This window comes from Xanthomonas hortorum (assembly GCF_040279205.1).
In the GTDB taxonomy this organism is placed as follows: domain Bacteria; phylum Pseudomonadota; class Gammaproteobacteria; order Xanthomonadales; family Xanthomonadaceae; genus Xanthomonas; species Xanthomonas hortorum_F.
In genome coordinates this window covers 35,171-55,573 of sequence record NZ_JBEOLS010000017.1, presented here as the reverse complement: position 1 = coordinate 55,573, position 20,403 = coordinate 35,171, and the positions used below count along the sequence as shown (strand labels likewise).

Below are 20,403 nucleotides of genomic sequence, written 5' to 3'. Positions count from 1 at the left end.
CGTAAGGAACGCTTGCCACGCGGCTTGGATGGCGTAAGAGCGACAGCAGCACGGCGTAACTGCCAGCGGCGATTGTGCTGATTGGTCAGTAAACAAGCGTCATTGGTTATTTCTCAGTTTCTGCACCGGAGCCATCATGAGCATCAGTTCTATCGCCAGTTCCGGAATGCAGGTGGCCGCGCTGCGTCAGCAGGTGGCCGCCAGCAATGTGGCCCGCCAGCCGGTGGACGGCAGTCCGCGTCAGGCCGTTGCGGCCAGCACGCAAGCCAATGGTGGAGTGGCGGCCAGCGTGGTCGATGCCAGCTCCGATCCTTCTGCGCCAGCCACCGATCTGGTCGAAGGGCTATCGGCACGCAACGATTTCCAGGCCAACGCCACTGCGCTACGGCGCTCCGACGAGATGTTGGGCAGCTTGTTGGACGTATTGAGCTGAGAGCTCGGAGTGGACGACGGCCGTTGTCGATCTAATGCACGGCTGTCCGTTTGATGCCGTGCTTGGCGACACTTGTCTGCCACTTCGCTGCAGGGCCCTTGCCCGCCCACCATCGCGGGACACGCCGCAAGTACGTCCATGTAGGCTCTTACGCGGCATCCATGCCGCGTAAGGTCCCGCGACGGTGGGCGGGCAAGGGCCAGTCGAGAGTGTCGGTGTGCAGGGTGCAAGCAGTGCATGACATGCGTTGTCTGGATCACAACGAGTCCAATCAGCTCCCCAGTGCAAGCAGAGCGATAGTACGCTCTCCCCCAAGTCACCAATCAACTTACTGGTGCGGTGCCCTTGCCGGTTGCGGGACCGTGTGGCGGCATGGATGCCGCCACCGAGCCTACATGGACGTACTTGCGGCGTGTCCCGCGAGGGGCGAGGGCACCGCGCCCTCGACTGACTAGGCTTTTGACTTAGAGCGTCACGCTGAAGTCGTTGTACTCACTGCCCGCCAGTACTCAACACCTTCTCCGCATCGACGATATCCACGCCCTGTAATTGTCCCAGAAAGTTATCGAACCAGGGCTTGTGCGTGGCGCCCACTACCGCCAGCACACGTGCACCGGGTTGGTCGGCAAAGCTGGCACGCACGTTCGAGACCATGCGCAGGTTGCGGATTTCCCAGCCGGATATGTAGCGGTAGCCAAAGTGCTGCGGCGACCCCTCGCTCAGTGCCGCGCGAAAATCCACTGCGATGGCCAACTGCTGGCTGGCCGGCAGGTTGATCGCGCGATAGAGCTCCAGCAATTTGCCTGCGCTGGCCAGTTGGTCTTCGCGCTCACGCATGGCGTTGGCACGCGGTGCGGCCTTGTCTCAGGCCGCCTGGATGGCCTTGCCGTACGCGACAGGGTCGCCCAGGTCCACGTTGTCGCCGGTGTGATCGTCGGCCGGGTAGACGCGTTGCAAGCCGAGCCTTGCGGCCAGTCGCGCCGCGATCTGGTCGCTCTCGTTAGGGCGAGTTTCCATGGCGCGCAGTCGCGTCACCAACGCCGCATCCAGGCCATCGCCGCTGCGCTGTTCGGCCTGCGCAAGCTGCAACCATTGCACCAGCGCAGAGGACGGATCGCCGGAGGCCAGAAACAGCGCGGCTAGGTGTCGACGCTGTGCCGGTGTGGGCGCGCTCGGCAAGGTGCCGAGCGCTGCGCGTACCTGGCCTAGCGCGGTGGGAACATCCAGCCCGGTGGCACGTGCCGCGTCGCTGGTGTCGGGGCAATAGGTCGCACTGTCTTCGGGTAAATAGACTGCAGGATGACGTCGCATCAGATCGCAGGTTTCTCCCGAAAGATTCTCTACGGTGATGATGGTCGGCTTGTAGGCGGCCAGCCGGTCCATCAACGGTTGCAAGCGCGCCGCACCGATGTCGCTGCCCTTGGGCAACTGTGACAAGTGCACGCTGCCTAGGACCAGCACCTGGGTGCGTGGCGCGGCCATCTCGGCATCCAGCTGCGACAGATCGACCTGTGCGTGCGCGATGCAGGGCGCGATCAAGGCCAGCCACAGCCAGTCACGCGCTGAACGTTTCAACAGCTTGGCGGAGTGCGCACTGGTGTCAACAACCCGTGCTGCCGCGCGGGCAATGTGCGAGATGCGAGGTGGCTGTGGCTGCATGACGTTCCTTGTGTACGGGTGATGGCTGCGCGGCTGTCTGGCGACGATGCAGCTTGCGTCTGTGCCGCAGTGTGGCGGTCACCGCACACTCGGGCGTGGCCGAAAAGTCACTTGGCCAAATGGCAGGGGAGTCACGAGCAACCGCTGCGCCGTTATCGCGATGGCGCTGCACCAACCTGTGCAGCCGGCATGACGCGTGGTTTGAGCAGCGCCGTCAACCGCGCGCCGTCGGCGACGCCGAGTCCGGCGTTGGCATCCCGTCCGTCCGACGCACGCAAGCCGCCGTTGTCGCCATCGCCGCTGTCGCGGAAGGTATCGGGTTGGCCAGACAGGTGCTGCACCACAACGCTGGGTTGGCTGCGATTGCAGCGAGATCCGTGCCAATCACGCAGCCCACGCCGGCAGGGCGGCGCTGGTGCCGCCATTACCGCTGGTTGTGTATCAAACTGCAGACAGCAGGCTCGGCATCGCAGCAGGCACGACTGTGAGTCGATCGATGCCTGCTTGTGTGCAGATTTCCGCACAGGTGCCGGACACGTGCCACAAGACGCCGGGCGCGTTGTCGCGCACGATGGGGCAGAGATCACTTCGGGGCGCAACGATGGACCGTAGAACGTTTTTGCGTCAGGGCATGGCAGCGACCGCGGTGGTGGGTGCAGGTGCTGCGATCGCAATGCCGGGGACACCGCAAACGCCGACGACGCTGCCATCACCGGCTCTGCCACGTCTGGAAGCACTCCCCTCCGCCGCGCATGTCGGCAGCACGCTGTGCCGCTTTCGGCATCTGCAGCAGGACTGGACCGTCTACGAGCATCTCGACAATCCGCAGGGCCAGCTGACGCTGTGGACCGAGGCCGGCATGCTGCGCCTGGACAAACGCACCGAGCCGGCCTATCCGGCCGAGGGCAAGCCGTACTTCGGCATGTCGCTGGCGGAGGTGGCGATGGCCGAGGCGGATCTGCTGGCTGACCGCCTGCTGCGCGATGGCGACCCGGACGAGGCGCAGGTGCGCGATGTCGCGCCGCCACCGGCCTCGCTGCTCGACCCCAAGGACAATGGTGGGCGCTGGCCGTGGACCACGTTTGTCGGCACGCGCGAAAGCCTGGACACCATGCCGATCCTGCCCAATGGCCGCAGCCGCACCTCGCGCCCGGAGCAGGCGTTTGCCGAGTTGGGCGAAGAAGCCCTGATCAAGCGCCGCGAAGAAGGCATGCTGGGTGGCTGGATGCCGGCGGTGCGCAAGGTGATGCGGCGCGAGGGCGAGGCCGATAGCTGGTACGACGTGCTGGTGTTCGCCGATGTGCGTGCCAGCGATCGCTTCGTGGTGCAGACCTGGCATCGCACGATGCACGTACGTGGCGGCGAGATCGTCGGCGTGCATTACACCCACAGCTATCCCGCGTTTTCACCGTCGCGCAAGGCCGCCACGGCCGAACAGTTCTACGCCGCCCTGATCGATTTCGCCGCGTACTGGCAGCAGGCCCTGGACGGTACGGTGCAGGCGCAGCTGCCCGATGCCAGCTGGAACGACATGGCGCAGTTCGCGTTCGCGCGTGAGCTGGTGGTGCGGCCCGGTGGCGATTACCCCAAGTACGGTGCGGTGGAGCGCGACTACTACGGCAACGAGTACGACGGTTTCCAGGACACCTTTACCAGTTCGTTCTACGCCAACCTGGAGTGGGGCCGCTTCGCGCAGGCTGCCGCGGTGCTGGACAATTATTTCGACGACTTCGTGCAGGACGATGGCCTGCCAAACATGCGCGGGCCGGAGGTCGGGCAATTCGGGCTGACCCTGTCGCTGCTGGCGCGCTATCTGCGTTACACCGGCGATGCGGCGCGGCTGCGGCGTCTGCTGCCCAAGATCGCGGCCACTGCGCAGGTGCTATGCGACTTGCACGACCAGGCCCTGGCGTTGCCGCGCAACGCGCATGGCCATGGCCTGCTGCACGGCTGGAACGAATCTGATGCCTGTCTGTTTCCCGATCCATCGCTGTGGTGGAAACCGTACTACGCCAATAGCGCACTGACGATTCGCGGTTGGGAAGACATCGCGCAGATCTGGAGCACGCTCGGTGGCGATGCCGGTTTGGCCAACCAATGGCAGCGCCGTGCCAAACAATTGCGCATGCGCCTGGAAACCAGCCTGCGTGCCAATGTGCGCCGCGATGTATCGCCGCCGTATGTCGGTCCGTTACCGGGCGCCAAACTCACCTTTCGCCAATCGCTGCTGCAGGAAAAACCCAGCGAACAGCAATGGCCGCACCGCGCGTATGCCGAATTGCTGCAGGCCGATGTGTTGCCGGACGCGTTGGCTCACCTGGTGATCGATTGCCTGCGCGGCCATGGCGGCACCAGCATTGGCGTGGTGGCCAATATCGCGCCGCCGGAGCCGGGCAGCCGCGATCTGCTTGGATTCATTTCCTACGGTTATGCGCAACAGCTGCTGCGGCTGGATCGCATCGAAGAGTATCTGTTGTTCGTCTATGCGCACCGCTACCAGGTGCATACGCGCGGCAGCTGGACAGCGGGCGAAGTCAGCGGCATCACCGGCGGCATGCCGTTGTTCTGCATTCCCGCGCAGATGACCATCCCGCTGCTGCTGCGCTGGATGCTGGTCAGCGACGACAGTGCCGGCGAGCAGTTGTTTTTGGCGCGTGCGCTGCCGCGTGCGTGGTTGGGCAGCGGTGCAACAGTCGGCATCACCGCAGCGCCAACGCGCTGGGGCAAGGTCACGCTGACGCTGCGTACGGATGTCGATGAGCGCCGTATCGATGCACAGGTGCAACTGCCGGAGCAGGCGCCCAAGCGCACCTGGCTGACCTTGCGTGCGCCACAAGGCACGCGGCTGGAGCGTGTGCTCGTGGACGGCAAGCCTGCACGCCTGCAAGGCCCGCATGCGGATCGTGTGGCGTTGTCTGGCAGCGCTGCCGTGGTGGCAGTACAGGCGTGGTACGTGTGACGCACCGTGCCGCAGTGCCGGAATCGGCACGCGGCACGCGCTGGGTACAGCGTGGCGTCGGTGGCGTCGATCGCAGGATCCTGTGCGCTCGGTAGCCTGGTTACTTTGCATGTCAGCTGCGCTGATCGCGCCACGGTGTTGGCCGTGATGTCGACATGTCGACACAAGCACGTGAATTTCCGCATGGCTGCCGGATAAATTCGTCAAGACGGCGCCGAGGCGTTGCCGCAAGATTTTTTGACGTGATCTGTCATCGATTGGTCACGTGCTCTCAGGGGGAGAGCAGCGTCGTCGTCTTGCTTGGATAGTTGCCGCTTCGTGCGGCAACTCACTGGTGTCGTGTTTGTCGCGATCGATCTCTCATCTTGCGCTGTCGCAGTGCGGCTTGGCCGTGCGCGCAGGTTGGCCGTTATCCCCACGAAAGCACAAGGAATTCCGATGTCGCCCAGCCGCTCCGCCTTTCTGTCGCAACCTCTTGTTTCCACGCGTCATCCGTTGGTCAAGGCAATTATCCTGGTCTTGTCGATCGTTGCAGTGCCGGCAGGCGCACAGCAGCGCACACCCGACGACGACGCCACCCAGACCCTGGATCAGATCAACGTTACCGGTACCCATCTGCGCCGCGTCGATGCAGAGACGGCCAGCCCGGTCATCGTGGTCGACCGGCAGCGCATCGAAGACAGTGGCAAGAGCACGCTTGGCCAGTTGCTGCAGCAATTGCCGGCGATGGCCGGCTTCATGCCGGGCCCGGCGCTCAACTCCGGTTTCAGCCATGGCCGCGCGCTGGTGTCGCTGCGCAATCTCGGCCCAGAACGCACTCTGGTGCTGGTCAACGGTCATCGCATGGCCGGCCCTGCGAGCAGCGTGGCCTCGGCGCCGGGCGTGGACGTCAATGCGATTCCCGCATCGATGGTCGAGCGGGTGGAAGTGCTCACCGATGGAGCCTCGTCGGTGTATGGCTCCGATGCGATCGGCGGCGTGGTCAACATCATTCTCAAGGACAAGTACGACGGTTTTGCCGCCACGGTCGATTACGCACAGAGCACGCATGGCGATGCCAACAGCCGCACGCTGGGGGTGGAATGGGGCAAGACCTGGGAGCGCGGCGGGTTGATTCTCGGGCTCAGTCGCAATTCGATGAACCCGGTATTCAACCGCGATCGCGGCTACGCGGCCAAGGCCGTGGAATATCTCGACGGCCAGGTCAGCGAAATCCGTGGCGGCAACACGCGCGCGTTCTTGAACGACGGGCGCGTGCTCACACCCGCAGAGGGCGTTGCACCTGGCGCGGTCGGCGAAGATGCGTTTCGCCCGTATCAACGCGCGACCGACAGCTACAACGTCTACGACGCGCAGTATCTGATCACGCCGATCGAGCGCACCAACGCCTCGCTGCACGGCAGTTTCGAGTTCACCCCGAACGTGCAGGGCTATATGGACGTGTTCTGGACCCGCAGCAAAACCACTTCGCGGCTGGATGCGTTCGGCATGGAGATGCAGGGTGCGGCCGACAATTACTACAACCCGTTCGGCGATCAATTGGACCGCTATCTATTGCGCTCCACGCAGGCCAATACGCGCGTCTATACCGCGACGATGTTTCAGACCAACATCGTGGCCGGGCTGCGCGGGCGCGTGGAAGGCACCAGTTGGCAGTGGGATGCCGCAGCCGGCTATGCGCGCTACAAGGACACCTTGGTGCGCACCGGTTTTTCGATCACCTCTGCGTTGAACAACGCGGTGGGGGCCTCGTTCCTTGACAGCGATGGGGTGGTCAAGTGCGGTGCGCCGGGTGCGGTGATTGCCGGCTGCACGCCGATCAATATCTTCAACCCCAACGACCCGGCCACCATCGCCGCGTTGCGCGGCACCCAGCGGCCGGTGGATCTGATCGACGAGAGCCAGATGCGCTTTGTCGATATCAGCGCCAACGGCGATCTGTTCAAACTGCCGGCCGGAACGGTGCAGGCCGCCGTCGGCCTGGTCTATCGCACCAACAAGTTTGCGCAAGGCACCAGCAGCGACGTGGCGGCTGCCGATGCCGACGGCAATTGCGACTACAACGATGGCTGTATCCTCAAGCAGGGGCGCGACGAATCGGTACGCGAGGCATATGCAGAACTGCTGGTGCCGCTATTGAAGGAGGCGCCGTTTGCCAACAGTCTGAATCTCAATCTCGGTTCGCGCTATTCCAAGTACGACGCCTGGGGCGCCACCACCAACAGCAAGGTCGCCATCGAATGGCGGCCGATCGCCAACCTGCTGGTGCGCGCAACCGGCTCGCAGGTATTTCGCGCGCCGGCGCTGGGGGATCTGTATGGCTCGCCGTACACGGCTGTGGTGGATAACACCGGCGATTTCCAGGATCCTTGCGAGGGCCTAACCGGTGCACCTAATCCGGCCTGCGCGAATGTGCCCGGCGATGGCAGCTTCCGCAACACTGCGCAGTTCGATGTGGTGACGTCCGGTGCGAACAACGTCGGTTTTCAGCTCAAGCCCGAGCGCGGTCGCTCCTACAACGTCGGCCTCGTCTACGACCCGGATCGGATGCCCGGCTTGTCGCTCAACCTGGACAGCTGGCGCGTGGTGCTGGACGACATGCTGTCCGGTGTGGGCCTGCAGCAGGTGGTCAACGATTGTTTTGAGGGACGCGACGCCGCGTTCTGCCCGTTGATTCAGCGCGATGCGGCTGGCCAGCTGACCCGCGTGTCGGTGCCGTTTTCCTACAATAGTGGCAAGGTGGATATCCGCGGCTACGATGCCGGCATCCACTACACGCTGGCCGAGACCGCGTGGGGCGATTTCTCTGCCGGTCTGGACGCGACCTTCTTCTCCAGCTTTCGTTTTGCCGGCGAAACGCATAACTATGTTGGCGAAAATTCCAGTTGGGGCAACATGCCGCGCTGGCGTGCGGTGGCCAATCTGGCCTGGGACAACGGGCCGTGGCATGCAAGCTGGACCACCCGCTATCTGGGTCGTACCGTCAACGGAAGCGCGTACGACGATTTTTGCGCCGACACCGAAGCCGATGGTAGCTGCCGTTACTTTCCGATCGGGTCGGTGGTCTATCACAACGCCTCGCTGAGCCGGAAAATCGCGTCGCTGCATAGCACGCTCGCGCTGGGCGTGGATAACCTCGCTAATCGCGCGCCGCCGCGTTTTTACAGCTACTCCAATGCGGCCAACACCGATGCCACCACCTACGACACCTTGGGCCGTTACTTCTGGAGCAGAGTGCGGGTGGAGTTTTGAAGTGCCGATGCGCGTGCTGACCGTGTGGGCTGGCACTTTTCAAGGGGCCTGCGCATGTGCAGATCTCGCGTGATTTCGTTCCTGGATCGGCACCGGCGCTGGCTTCGCCTGGTCCAGCGTTCCGGTGCGGCCGCGCTGTTCTGGGGGTGTGCGGTATTGAGCGTGCCGTCGGCAACCGCCAATGAAACGCATGACACGCCGATTGCGGCGACCAACGCCGCCATCGGCGAGCCACGTTTTCGCGGGCTCGCGCATCCGGTGCCGAACAGTGGTGTGGCCTTCGCGCCTGGCGGACAACTGGCAAGGATCTATGCCGCCGATATCGCACACGGGGCCGGGCAGGCGCCGGGCAAGGATTTCTGGATCGACCGCATGCTGGCGCGCGACGGAGAGGGCGGTGGGGCAGGCGATAACAACCAGTGGTTGTTGACACGTGGCCGCGCCGCTTATCTGGCCGATCACCAACCTGCGCAACCCGGCTTCGTCGGCCAGGTGGCGTACTGGCATGCCACCGACTACGACGCGCTGCTGCGGATCCAGTCCATGCAGGGCCCGCAGCCGGTGCAGTGGAAAGAAGACGCCACGCAGCGACGGCAAACACCCAGCTATTTCAGCAGCGTGTTCGACGATGCCGGCGCGGGCGTGCGCATGCGGCTGGTCAAATACATCACCGAACAGAATGTCGCAGTGGCCAGTCTCACCTTCTCCAGCCTGGATGGCGCAGCGCATGCGCTATCGGTGCAGGCGCTGTCGCCGATGGCGCAGCATGCAGACGGCAATGAATTGACCGGTGCCTTCGCTGCCTACAACGCAATCACCACGGTGTTTCCACGCATGTCTGGCGATGGTTTTCGGGTGGATGGCAAGCATCTGGTGCGCGAGGTGGCCGTGCCTGCCAACGGCGAGGCTGCTGCAGTGAAAGTGCAGCTGGGCCTGCTCACGCACGAGTTGCCGGAAGCGCGCGCCGAGTACCTGCGCATCGCCGCGCAGTCGCCACAGCAGGCCTACCAGGCACATGTCGCCAGCTACAACCACTGGTGGGTGGACAACCTGCCGTATCTGGACACGCCCGACGAAAATATCACCAAGAGCCTGTTCTATCGCTGGTGGGTGCTGCGCTTTAATTTTCTTGATGCCAACGTGCCGGGCAACGACTATCAGTTTCCGGTCGCCATCGAAGGCGTGCTTGGTTACAACAACGCGATCGTGCTGACCACCGGCATGTTTCTGGACGACCTGAAGTATCTGCGCGATCCGTTGTATGCCTACGGCAGCTGGCTCAGTGCAGGCGAGACCGCCGGTGGCGGCAAGTACACCGACAATCCCGGCTCGCCGGAACACTGGTCCAACTCCTACGCGCAATACATCACTGCTTCGGCGTGGCGGTCGATGCAGTTGCATGGCGGGCCGGCCGCACTCGCGCAAAAACTGGCGCGTTATGGCAGCGGCGATGTGGATGGCGTCCTGGCCGCTTACGATCTCAATCACAACGGCTTGATCGAATACGACTGGGCTGCGATGACCGGCAACGACGCCGATGCAGTGTCGTTCGACTGGGCCAAGCAGCACGGGCAGATCCGCATGGATCGTACCGAAAGCGCCTATGTGTATGCCAACGCGCAGGCGGCCGCGCAGGCCGCAGCATTGGCAGGCGACACGGCAACGGCGCAACGCATGCAGGCCACCGCGCAACGTATCCGCAAGGCGGTGGTCGAGGTGCTGTGGCAGGACCATAGCGACTCCGCCGACTCGGTGGGTTTGCACGGCGATCTGCTCAAGCACCGCCAGGCCAGCGGGCCGCGCTTACCGGTGGACTGGAAGGAGACCAATAACTATTACCCCTTCAGCGTGGGCCTGATGCCCAAGCAGGGCGAGCCCGACTATGACCCCAAATATGTGCGGGCACTGCGTCTGTTCGCCGATGCGGCGCAGTACCCGCTGTTTCCGTTCTATACCGCCAACCAGGTGGATCTGCAGGCGCGCAGCAGCGGCGCCGATGCCGGCAGCAACAACTTTTCCACCATCAACGCCACTGTCGCGTTCCGTCTGTTGGGCGAGGCGCTGCGCGATTACCCCAGCCCGTTTCTGAGCGCGCAGAGTTACCGCACATTGCTGTACTGGAACGCGTGGGCTCCCTACATCGACGGCGACAACCACTACCCGGACCAGAACGAATTCTGGGCCAAGGGCAGCGCAGGCAACGGCGGCAAGATCGGCTACCGCTCATGGATCCACCACACCCAGTTGGGTGCGACCAACTTCAGCATGATCGAGGATGCGATGGGCTTGCGCCCGCGCAGCGATGAAAAGATCGAGCTGTATCCGATCGATATCGGCTGGGCGTATTTTGCCGCCGAACATCTGCGCTATCGCGATCGCAACCTGAGCATTGTCTGGGACCGCACCGGCACCCATTACGGCGGCAAGGTGGGCAAGGGATATAGCGTGTATCTGGATGGACAGCTGGCGTTTCGCGTCGACCGGCTGGCACACGTGATCTACGACCCGGCGAGCGGCAAGGTCAGTGCAGCGCCGGATGCGGTCAATCGCAATGGCGTGGCGCATGTGCTCGACGCACACCCCCTGCAACTGGCTGCGATGTCGCAGGTGCGCTTTGCGAGCACCTCGCGTACCGCCCAGATCCTGGCCAAGGCCGGTGTGGATGTGTCACTGCCCACCACTGCCAGCCGCAATCTGGCCGAAGGCGCCGCTGTCACCGCCAGCTTCGCCGCACCCGGATTTGCGGCGGCTACAGCGGTGGACGGCAGCACCGCCAGCACGCCGTTCTGGGGCACGGCCGGCTCGCCGTTGGCTAGCGACTGGATTGCGCTGGACTTGGGCCAAGCACGGCAAGTGGATCAGCTGGTGCTGTATTTCTATCGCAGCTCTTCGCCCGCTGGCGAGCAACACGGCTTTGCGTCTGGCACCATTCCTGGCTACGCCGCGCCGTGGATCTATGCCGTGCAATACCAGGACGGCGCCGGCAACTGGAAGCGCGTTCCCGGACAGGTGCGCGATACAGCGATTGCGCAGGGCAATCGCAACCGCGTGCGCTTTCCGCCGATCCGTGCGCGTGCGCTGCGTGTAGTGGTGACCCACGCCGGCAGCGCACGCACCGGCATCAAGGAAATTCAGGTCTTCGACAGCGGTATGCCCGCACCTGCACTCGCCGGCAATTCGCCGCCGCAGGTGCAGGCGTGGCAGCTGGACGATCCCGGATCCGATGGCACCGTGGTGGTGAATGGCCGCGTGGGCGACGACGGCTTGCCCAACGGCGCGCTGCAGGTGCACTGGCAGACACAGCACGCGCCCGACGGCGGTGAAGCGCTGTTTGCGGATGCTGCCGCGATGCGCACCGCGGTGCGCTTCACCCGCGCAGGGCGCTACACGCTGCGGCTGCTGGCCGACGATGGCGCGCTCGCCGGTCATGCCGATGTGCAGGTGGATGCGCCCGAAGCGCCGGCACTGCAGCAGGTGCCGGTACAGGGCATGGCCACTGCCAGCGCCGAAGTCACCAGTGCGCATCACCGCGTGGAGGCGCTCAACGACGGCTTCATCCCCGCTGCGGGCAGTGTGCCGGGCAACGCGCGTCGCTGGGGCAGTTATGGCCGCGCGCAACCTGCATCGGTCTGGTTGCAGTACCAGTGGCCACGGCCGGTGCGTGTCTCGTCCAGCACGCTGTCGGTGTGGGACGACCAGCCCGACGGCGGCGTGGCACCGCCCTCCAGCTGGAAGCTGCAGTTCCTGCGCGACGGGCGCTGGCAGGACATCTTGGCCAACGGCGGCTACCCGATTGCCGGCGGCGGCGCAGCGAGTACGGCGACTTTTGCGCCCATCGTGACAACCGGGCTGCGTGCAGTGCTGACCACGCAAACGACGACGACCGGGCATGCGGCAGTCGGCGTGGACGAATGGCAGGTGTTTTCCGAACTGCCCAGCCAGCTCGAGGCGATCGACCTGCGCACTGCGCCCGGGCAGCAGCCGACACTGCCGCAGGAGGTCACTGCGTTTTATGCCGATGGCAGCGTGCTGCCGGTTGCGGTGCAGTGGGCGCAGTTGCCGCTGGATCGTTTGAGCGGGGAGGGCGCAGTGGAGCTGCAAGGTTTGGTGGAAGGCGCGATTCCGATCAAGGCCAGCGTCTGGTTGCGCGCCACGCCGCCGGGGCAGATCACCACCGTGCAGGCGTTGCCAGTGGTGAGCGCGATGGCTGGGCATGCGCCGACGCTGCCGGGGGTTGTCAGCGTGCAGTACAACGACGGTTCGCGCGAACGGCTACCGGTGCAATGGCCGGCGCTGGCACCTGCGCGCTACGCGCACCCCGGCGAGATCGCATTGACCGGTACGGCCCAGGGGCGAGCGCCCACCGGGCAGGTGTCGGTCCCGCTGACGGTGCAGATCAAGACCGCCACTCCATGACGCGCATCCTCACTCGCGTGTTCGGACTGGCATGTGCAGTGTCGCTGGCCAATGTTCCTGCATGTGCCGCAACGCCAACGACGACGCCAACGCAAGGCAAGCGCCTGCATGCACCCGGCAACCCGATCCTGGCCGATGGCAGCAGCTATTCGGCCGACCCGGCGCCGCTGGTCGCCGACGGCAAGCTGTACATCCTGGCCGGGCGCGATACCGCCGCGCCCAACCAGAACGCATTCGTCATGCCGGGTTGGCAGATGTTCGTCAGCAGCGACCCGGGCAGCGGGCAGTGGATGCATTACCGCGATCTCCTGCGCCCGCAGCAGGTGTTCGCCTGGGCAGAGAAACGCTACGCCTACGCCGCGCAGATCGTGCAGGGGCCGGATGGGCGCTATTACCTGTATGCGCCGGTGCAGCAACGCAAAGCGCCCAATCCGGATCCGTTTGCCATCGGCGTGGCGGTGGCCGACAGCCCGCTCGGCCCCTGGACCGATGCGCATCCGCAAGGGCCGGTGGTGTCGCAGTCGGTGCCAGGCACCAACGACATCCAGAACATCGACCCAACCGTGCTGGTGGACGAGGATGGGCGGGTGTATCTGTACTGGGGCACCTTCGGCGCGTTGTACGGTGTGGAACTGCAGCGCGACATGGTCAGCTTCAAGGGCACGCCGGTGCGGGTGGAGACGCTGGCCGGCTATTTCGAAGCGCCCTGGCTGTTCAAGCGCAATGGCAGTTATTACCTGGCGTATGCTGCCAACAATGCCGGCCGCGATTCCGCCTGCACGCCCACGCTGTATCACGCGTGCATCGCCTATGCGAGCGCGCCGACTGCGCTGGGGCCGTGGACCTATCGCGGTATCGTGCTGCCGCCGGTGTCCTCGACCACCTCGCATCCCGGCATAGTGGCCTTCAACCAGCAGTGGTATCTGGTCTATCACACCGCCGATGCGCGCGGTGGCGGGCATTTTCGCCGCAGCGTGGCGATCGATCGCCTGGAGTGGGACGACAGCACGCAACCGGCGCGCATTGGCACCGTCACCCCGACCCGGCGCCCGCAGCCGCCCACACCACTGCAGCGCAATCAGGCGCCTGCCGCCTACGCCACCGCTTCAAACGGCCCGGACATTCCGCTGCAGTACTGGATGGCCGCGCTCAACGACGGCATCGTCAAGGCCAATCCGCTGCCGCCGCAACTATGGGGCAGCTGGACACCGAACAATCCGCCGCAGCAGTGGATTCAATACAGCTGGTCACAACCGGTGACCCTGGACCGCACCCGCATCGTGTTCTGGGCCGATCAGCCGGCCGGTGCGCAGATCGGCGTGGCGCCTCCGGCGCGTTGGCATCTGGAATTTCGCCAGGGCGGGCAGTGGCATCCGGTGCAGCCGAGCGACAGCTATGGCACGCGCGTCGATCGCTACGAAGCGGTGTCGTTTGTGCCAGTGACCACGCGCTGCGTACGCGTGGTGCTGGATGCCTCCGGCGCCGGAACCCGCCACGCCGCGCTGGCGGTGCAGGAATGGGAAGTGTTGGCGCCGCAGCCGCAGCGTCTGCCTGCAGCGAGCGCTGCCGACAGTACACACTGCGATGCGCCTTAACGCGGCTGAAAAAGCGCTGGCGCCCACGCTGCGGCTGGATGCTGGCGACGCTACGCAATCGTCGGCGTGCAGGCAGCTCAATCAGGGTGTGCCCGACTCGGGCAATCACCGCATTGCCATCAACCACGCTGTCCCATCTCGACTTGCATGACAGGTGTTGATCGTGACCACGCTCCATTCCCGGATAAACGCATGAAGCCACAGCTGCATCGCACACAGACCTCTCGCTGGCACACCATCGCCGCATGGTGCCTGGGCATCGCGCTCTGCCCGCTATCGGCAAGCGCAGTGGCTGCATCGGTCGCAGCCACGCCCACACCCACACCCACACCGGCGCAGTACGCGCAGGCCATCGGCCTGTCTGATCACTACGCGTCCCTGGTCGACCAGCAGCCGACGGCGCCAGTCTGGATCGATGCGGGACGCTTTCTGTATCGGCGCGGTGTTGCACGCACCAACCAGGCGCCGGCCATCGAGTACCGCCTGGTGGATGCCGCCAGTGGCCGCAATACGCCGGCCTTCGATCATGCGAGGTTGGCAGCGGCGTTGACGCAGGCCGGTGCGCAGGACATCGATGCAACGCAACTGCAGCTGGAGGACCCCACGCTGCAACAGCAGCGCCTGGGCTTTCAGCTGGCGAAGCTGGGCTGGCAATGCGATCTGGCGCGCTACCGCTGCGAACATGTGCCCGAGCGCGATGTGCCGGCTGAGACGATGGACATGCGTCTGCCGTTCAAGCAGGGCGAACGCGAGGCCAAGGTGTCGCCGGATGGCCGCTGGCGCGCCTGGGTGGAGCAAGCCAATCTGGTCATCGCGCCGGTGGGCGGTGGCGAGCGCAGCGTGCTCAGTCGTGATGGTCGTGCCGACGATTACTACGCGCTCGACAGCATCCAGTGGTCGCCGGATTCGCAGCATCTGGCCGCGTATCGGGTCAAGGCGCCACCGCCGCGCATGGTCTATTACATCGAATCCGCACCAGCCGATCAGGTACAACCCAAGTTGCACCAACAGGTCTATCCGAAGCCCGGCGATGTGCTGCCGGTGATGCAGCCGGTGTTGTTCGACATCGCCACGCGCGCGGCGCATCCGGTGGCGATGACCTTGCTGCCCAATGCCTTCAGCTTGAGCGAGATGGTCTGGTGGAAGGACAGCCGCGGCTTTACCTTCGAATACAACGCGCGCGGCCATCAGCTGTATCGGGTCATCGAAGTGGACGCACGCACGGCCGCCGCACGCAGCTTGATCGAAGAAACCTCGCCCACCTTTATCGAATACTCCGAACTCAGCGGCGACCACGAGAACGGCGGCAAGCACGCGCGGCGCGATCTGGCCGATGGCAGGCAGATCCTGTGGGCGTCCGAACGCGATGGCTGGGAGCATGTGTATCTGTACGACGGCCGCAGCGGTGAGGTGATTCGCCAGGTCACCCGCGGCGATTGGGTGGTACGCAAGCTCGATTACCTCGACGAGGCCGCAGGGCAGCTGTATTTCACTGCCTCCGGCATGCAGCCCGGCGAAGACCCGTATTACCGCCACGCCTATCGCATCGGCCTGGACGGCAGCGGCCTCACTGCATTGACGCCAACCGCCGCCGACCATCAGGTCAGTTACTCGCCGGATGGAAAGTGGTTGCTCGACCTTTACTCGCGCGTGGATCTTGGGCCGGTGCTGGAGTTGCGGCGCAGCGTCGATGGCAGCCTGGCGCGCACGGTGGAGCGTACCGATCTGAGTCGTTTGCAGGCCGCTGGCTGGCAACCGCCGTTGCCGTTCCATACCCCCGGGCGCGATGGCAAGACCGAGATCTGGGGCGTGATCCAGCGCCCCCAGCAACTGAATCCGCAGCAGCGCTACCGCGTGATCGAATACATTTATGCCGGCCCGCAAGGCTCGTTCGTGCCGAAGAGTTTCACCACGCGCGTGCCGGCGCTGACCGGGCTGGGCTTTGCGGTGGCGCAGATCGATGGTATGGGCACCAACAATCGCGCGCGCGCCTTCCACGATGTGGCCTGGCGCAATCTCAAAGATGCCGGCTTGCCGGATCGTATTGCCTGGCATAAGGCCGCCGCCGCGCAATATCCGTGGTACGACATCGCCGGCGGTGTCGGTGTGTACGGCACCTCGGCAGGCGGCCAGAACGCGCTGGGCGCGCTGCTGTTTCATCCGGAATTCTATGTGGCGGGCGTGGCCAACTCCGGTTGCCACGACAACCGCATGGACAAGATCTGGTGGAACGAACAATGGATGGGCTGGCCGGTGGGGCCGTGGTACGCCGAGTCGTCGAACGTGGAAAACGCAGCACGGCTGCAAGGCCATCTGCTGCTGGTCACCGGCGACATGGACATGAATGTCGACCCGGCCAGCACTTTCCAGGTGGCCGACCGCCTGATCAAGGCCGGCAAGGATTTCGATCTGCTGGTGGTACCTGGCGGCGATCATGGCGCCGGTGGCGATTACGGCAAACGCCGTCTGCTGGATTTCTTCATGCGCTGGATGCAGCAATCGCCAACGCCGCAATGGAATCGCAACCCGGCAACGCCGACGACGCAGGCACCGTGATGGATGCGGTTTGCGTGCCACGGCACGCTGCCTGATCGCGCACTGTGTGCCCTGGTGGAGTGAGCAGTGCGCGCAGGAGAATGCACATTGCTCGCTGTCATTTTTGCCGGCGCGCCCAAACATCAGTACAGGTAGTGACAAGCGATACGTCAACGCAGCTGCTTCAAACACTGCCGCGTAACGGCACGCCCAGCTGCGGACTGGACTGCCAACACTACGCCAACCGATGATCGTTCAGATGCGAACCATGCTGTTTTCCGCATGCGTGGTCGCCAAATGCGACAAGACGTGGCGCGTGCGCACAGGCACATTGTGACCAGCTGATGAAACTGGAGCGCATGGGCGACTTCAGTGCGGAATGATCTCTTTAGACAACGCGCGTCGTTGCGTGGCCTCTGCTGGTCGCGCGCATCGCAGGTTGTCTGCGTGCCCACTGTATGGCCGTCGCCGAAGATGTCGCTGCGACGCGCCGCTGCCACTTGTCTCCACCCGCGCTGGTGCACGCCGGCACGGGCGTGTGTTGCCCGCCGTTTGTCTGTCGTTTGAATCAGGAGCCCCGCATGCCGATGTTGCTGTTGCCTTTCTCACGGACCACCGTTGCCAGCGTGCGACCCGTGCCGAGCATGCTTGCCACTGCGCTGTTACTGGCGCTTTCGGCAACTGCAGCCGCACCCGTGGCTGCACAGCAGGCAGCACGAGCGATGCGCCGCAAACGCTTGATAGCGTGGTCGTCACCGGCTCGCGCCTGCGCCGCGTGGATACCGAAACCGCCAACCCTGTGATCACCGTCAGCCAGGAACAGATTGCCGCCACCGGCAAGGCCACCGTCGGCGATCTGCTGCAGGAGCTGCCATCCATTGCCGGCAACGCCACCAACCCGTACACCAACAACGGCGGCGGTACCGGCGCCTCGGCGATTTCGCTGCGCGGCTTGGGCGATAAGCGCACGCTGGTGCTGGTCAACGGCATCCGGCTCGCCTACAACGACGTCAACGCGATTCCGGCCAGCATGATCGAGCGCATCGAAGTGCTCAGCAATGGCGCCTCTGCGGTGTATGGCTCCGACGCCATCGGCGGTGTGGTCAATTTCATCCTGCGCAGCCAGTTCGACGGCGTGCAATTCAGCAGCGACTTCGGCACCAGCAGCGAGGGCGATGGCAACCGACGCAACTTTGCCTTGACCACCGGCAAGACCTGGGAGCGCGGCAGCCTGATCGGTGGCCTGTCCTACCACAACATCGACCCGGTCTCGGCAGCGGCGCGCGACTATTCCAAGGACGCGCTGGCATTGACCAACGGCCAACCGGTGAAGCAGGGCTCGTCCGCCACGCCGACCGGCACGGTCAATTTCAACGATGGTTCGGAACAATCGAATCAACTTGCGCAGGCCAACGGTTGCGGGCGCGTCACCCTCAACAGCGGCATCAGCGGCCGCGCCGGTCCGGGCGATTTCCATTGCTACAACGCCAGCGCCGATTCCTACAACTACCAGCCGTTCAACCTGCTGCAGACCCCGCAAAAGCGCAGCAATGCCTTTCTGCTAGGCACCTATCGCTTTACCGACAATGTCGAGGGCTACGTCAACACCTGGTTCAGTAAAACCGAATCCGCCTCGATCATCGCGCCGATTCCGATCTTCTCAAACGGCGACAACATCCTGGTGTCGTCGCAGAGTTACTACAACCCTTTCGGGGTGAACTTCGGCACCGATCGCAGCACCGGCACCTCCTACAACGACCTCAATACGCGCGCCACCGTGCTGGGCAATCGCAGCTATCAATACAACACCTACAATTTCCAGATCAGCCCCGGGTTGCGCGGTCACTTCGGCGACAGCTCCTGGCAGTGGGACGCCAACTTCAACTACGGCAAGGTCAAACAGAAGTCGATCAACAACGGTTTTCTCGACTACGCCATATTCAATCAGGCGATCGGCCCGTCGTTCCTGGATAGCGATGGTGTGGTCAAGTGCGGCAGTGCGGGTGCGGCGGTTGCCGGCTGTACACCGCTGAACTTCTTCAACCTCAACGACAGCAGCAACCTCGCCACGTTGCAGGGCATGGTGGTCAACCCCATCGTGACCAGCGTCTACACCGTCAAGCAATTCGAGGCCAACGCCAATGGCTCGCTGTTCGAGTTGCCGGCCGGCACCGTCAGCCTGGCGACCGGCATCTCCTATCGCAAGGAGCGCTCGACCACCGCCTCCGATGCGCTGTGGACTGGCGATGAAGACGGCCTGTGCGGTGTGATCGAGTTCTGCGCATCCACCTTGAGCGGCAGTTTCGACGTCAAGGAAGCCTATGCCGAAGCCTTGTTCCCGTTGCTCAAGGACTTGCCCGGCATCAACGCGTTGAACATCACGCTGGGCACGCGTTTTTCCGACTTCAGCTCGGTCGGCAGCAAGACCAACAGCAAGGTGTCGCTGGAATATCGCCCGATCGAAAATCTGTTGCTGCGCGGCACTGTTTCGCAGGTGTTCCGCGCGCCCAACATCAACGAGTTGTATGCCGGCGTGGCCGGCGATGCGGCCACCGTCAACGACCCGTGCAACGGTTACACCGGCGGCAACAGCGTGGCCTGCGCAAACGTGCCGACCAACGGCAGCTATCAGCAATCCGATGGTCAGGTGTCGGGCAAGGTGTCCGGCGCGGTGGTGGCCGGTTATCAACTCAAGCCGGAGACCGGCAAGTCCTACGATGTGGGGCTGGTCTACGACCCGCAGTGGATCGATGGCCTGTCGCTGAGCGCGGACTGGTGGCGCATCGATCTGGAAGACACCATCACCACGGTGTCGGCGCAGACCGTACTCAATCAATGTTTCGCCAACTCGGCCAGTTCCTTCTGCGCGCTGATCCATCGCAACGGCAACGGCACCATCAATTACATCGCCGAGCCCACCGTCAACCTGGGCAAGCTCTGGGCCAAGGGCATCGATTTCAATCTGACCTATCGCCTGCCATCCACGCCTTGGGGCAATGTCACTGCAGGTCTCAATGGCACCTATCTCACCCGTTACGACGTGCTGCCCGATACCACCGATCCCAGCTCGGTCACCATCCACAACGTGGGCCGCTACACCCAGGCCTACGGCAATTTCCCGCGCTGGCGCGCGCTGGGGACCGTGAACTGGGCGTTGGACGATTGGAGCGCCACCTGGCGCATCCGTTATGTGGGCAATACCGCCATCGGCAATTCGGATCCGGACCAGAGCCTGTCGGCCGATTCCAGCGAGCCGACGGTGGTGCGCAAGATCGGCACCTACGTCTACAACAACCTGCAGCTCGGTTATAGCGTGGAGCCCTGGCATACGCGCTTTGAAGTGGGCGTGGATAACATCGCCGACAAGCAGCCACCGCTGTATTACTCCAACAACGTGGGCAACGCCAACACCGATGTGGCGACCTACGATCTGCTTGGTCGGTTCTATTGGGGGCGTGCGACGGTGAAGTTTTGATCGCCGCCGTGTCGTCGCTGCGGTTTCAATACACTGGTGCGCGCCACCCGATCCGGTCGGGCGCGCGCAGGCGGCACCG

At 64.1% G+C, this 20,403-nt stretch carries 6 protein-coding genes and 3 pseudogenes; 7 read left to right on the top strand and 2 right to left on the bottom strand.

Annotated elements, in window-relative coordinates; genetic code table 11:
• Nucleotides 1–136: 136 nt before the first annotated feature.
• The gene (locus tag ABS769_RS09200) at nt 137–433 is read left to right on the top strand and encodes a hypothetical protein (protein WP_168958412.1); all 297 of its coding nucleotides are present in this window, start codon (nt 137–139) and stop codon (nt 431–433) included.
• A 492-nt stretch (nt 434–925) separates the two neighbouring features.
• On the opposite strand, the pseudogene ABS769_RS09195 reads toward ABS769_RS09200, so the two are convergent.
• Both ABS769_RS09195 and ABS769_RS09190 read right to left on the bottom strand, forming a co-directional pair.
• Nucleotides 926–2,008 (bottom strand): annotated as a pseudogene (locus tag ABS769_RS09195) (DUF5694 domain-containing protein).
• Nucleotides 2,009–2,244: 236 nt separating this feature from the next.
• Nucleotides 2,245–2,515: pseudogene (locus tag ABS769_RS09190) on the bottom strand (hypothetical protein); the annotation flags it as partial.
• 178 nt (nt 2,516–2,693) lie between these two features.
• Here ABS769_RS09190 and ABS769_RS09185 point away from each other — a divergent pair.
• The 6 genes and pseudogenes from ABS769_RS09185 to ABS769_RS09160 all read left to right on the top strand — a co-directional run bounded on the left by ABS769_RS09185 (nt 2,694) and on the right by ABS769_RS09160 (nt 20,324).
• Nucleotides 2,694–5,051, top strand: a complete 2,358-nt coding sequence (locus ABS769_RS09185; RefSeq protein WP_317060297.1) for a Tat pathway signal protein — start codon at nt 2,694–2,696, stop codon at nt 5,049–5,051.
• A 495-nt stretch (nt 5,052–5,546) separates the two neighbouring features.
• The gene (locus ABS769_RS09180; RefSeq protein WP_430544128.1) at nt 5,547–8,303 is read left to right on the top strand and encodes a TonB-dependent receptor plug domain-containing protein; all 2,757 of its coding nucleotides are present in this window, start codon (nt 5,547–5,549) and stop codon (nt 8,301–8,303) included.
• Nucleotides 8,304–8,357: 54 nt separating this feature from the next.
• Nucleotides 8,358–12,719 carry an Ig-like domain-containing protein gene (locus tag ABS769_RS09175; protein WP_317060300.1) on the top strand — a complete coding sequence of 1,454 codons (4,362 nt, stop codon included), beginning with the start codon at nt 8,358–8,360 and terminating at the stop codon, nt 12,717–12,719.
• On the top strand, nt 12,716–14,314 hold the full coding sequence (locus tag ABS769_RS09170) for a family 43 glycosylhydrolase (protein ID WP_317060301.1): 1,599 nt from the start codon (nt 12,716–12,718) through the stop codon (nt 14,312–14,314). The genes ABS769_RS09175 and ABS769_RS09170 overlap by 4 nt, the downstream gene beginning before the upstream one ends.
• Nucleotides 14,315–14,506: 192 nt before the next feature.
• Nucleotides 14,507–16,870, top strand: a complete 2,364-nt coding sequence (locus tag ABS769_RS09165; protein WP_317060302.1) for a S9 family peptidase — start codon at nt 14,507–14,509, stop codon at nt 16,868–16,870.
• 560 nt (nt 16,871–17,430) lie between these two features.
• Nucleotides 17,431–20,324: pseudogene (locus ABS769_RS09160) on the top strand (TonB-dependent receptor domain-containing protein).
• Nucleotides 20,325–20,403 lie beyond the last annotated feature (79 nt).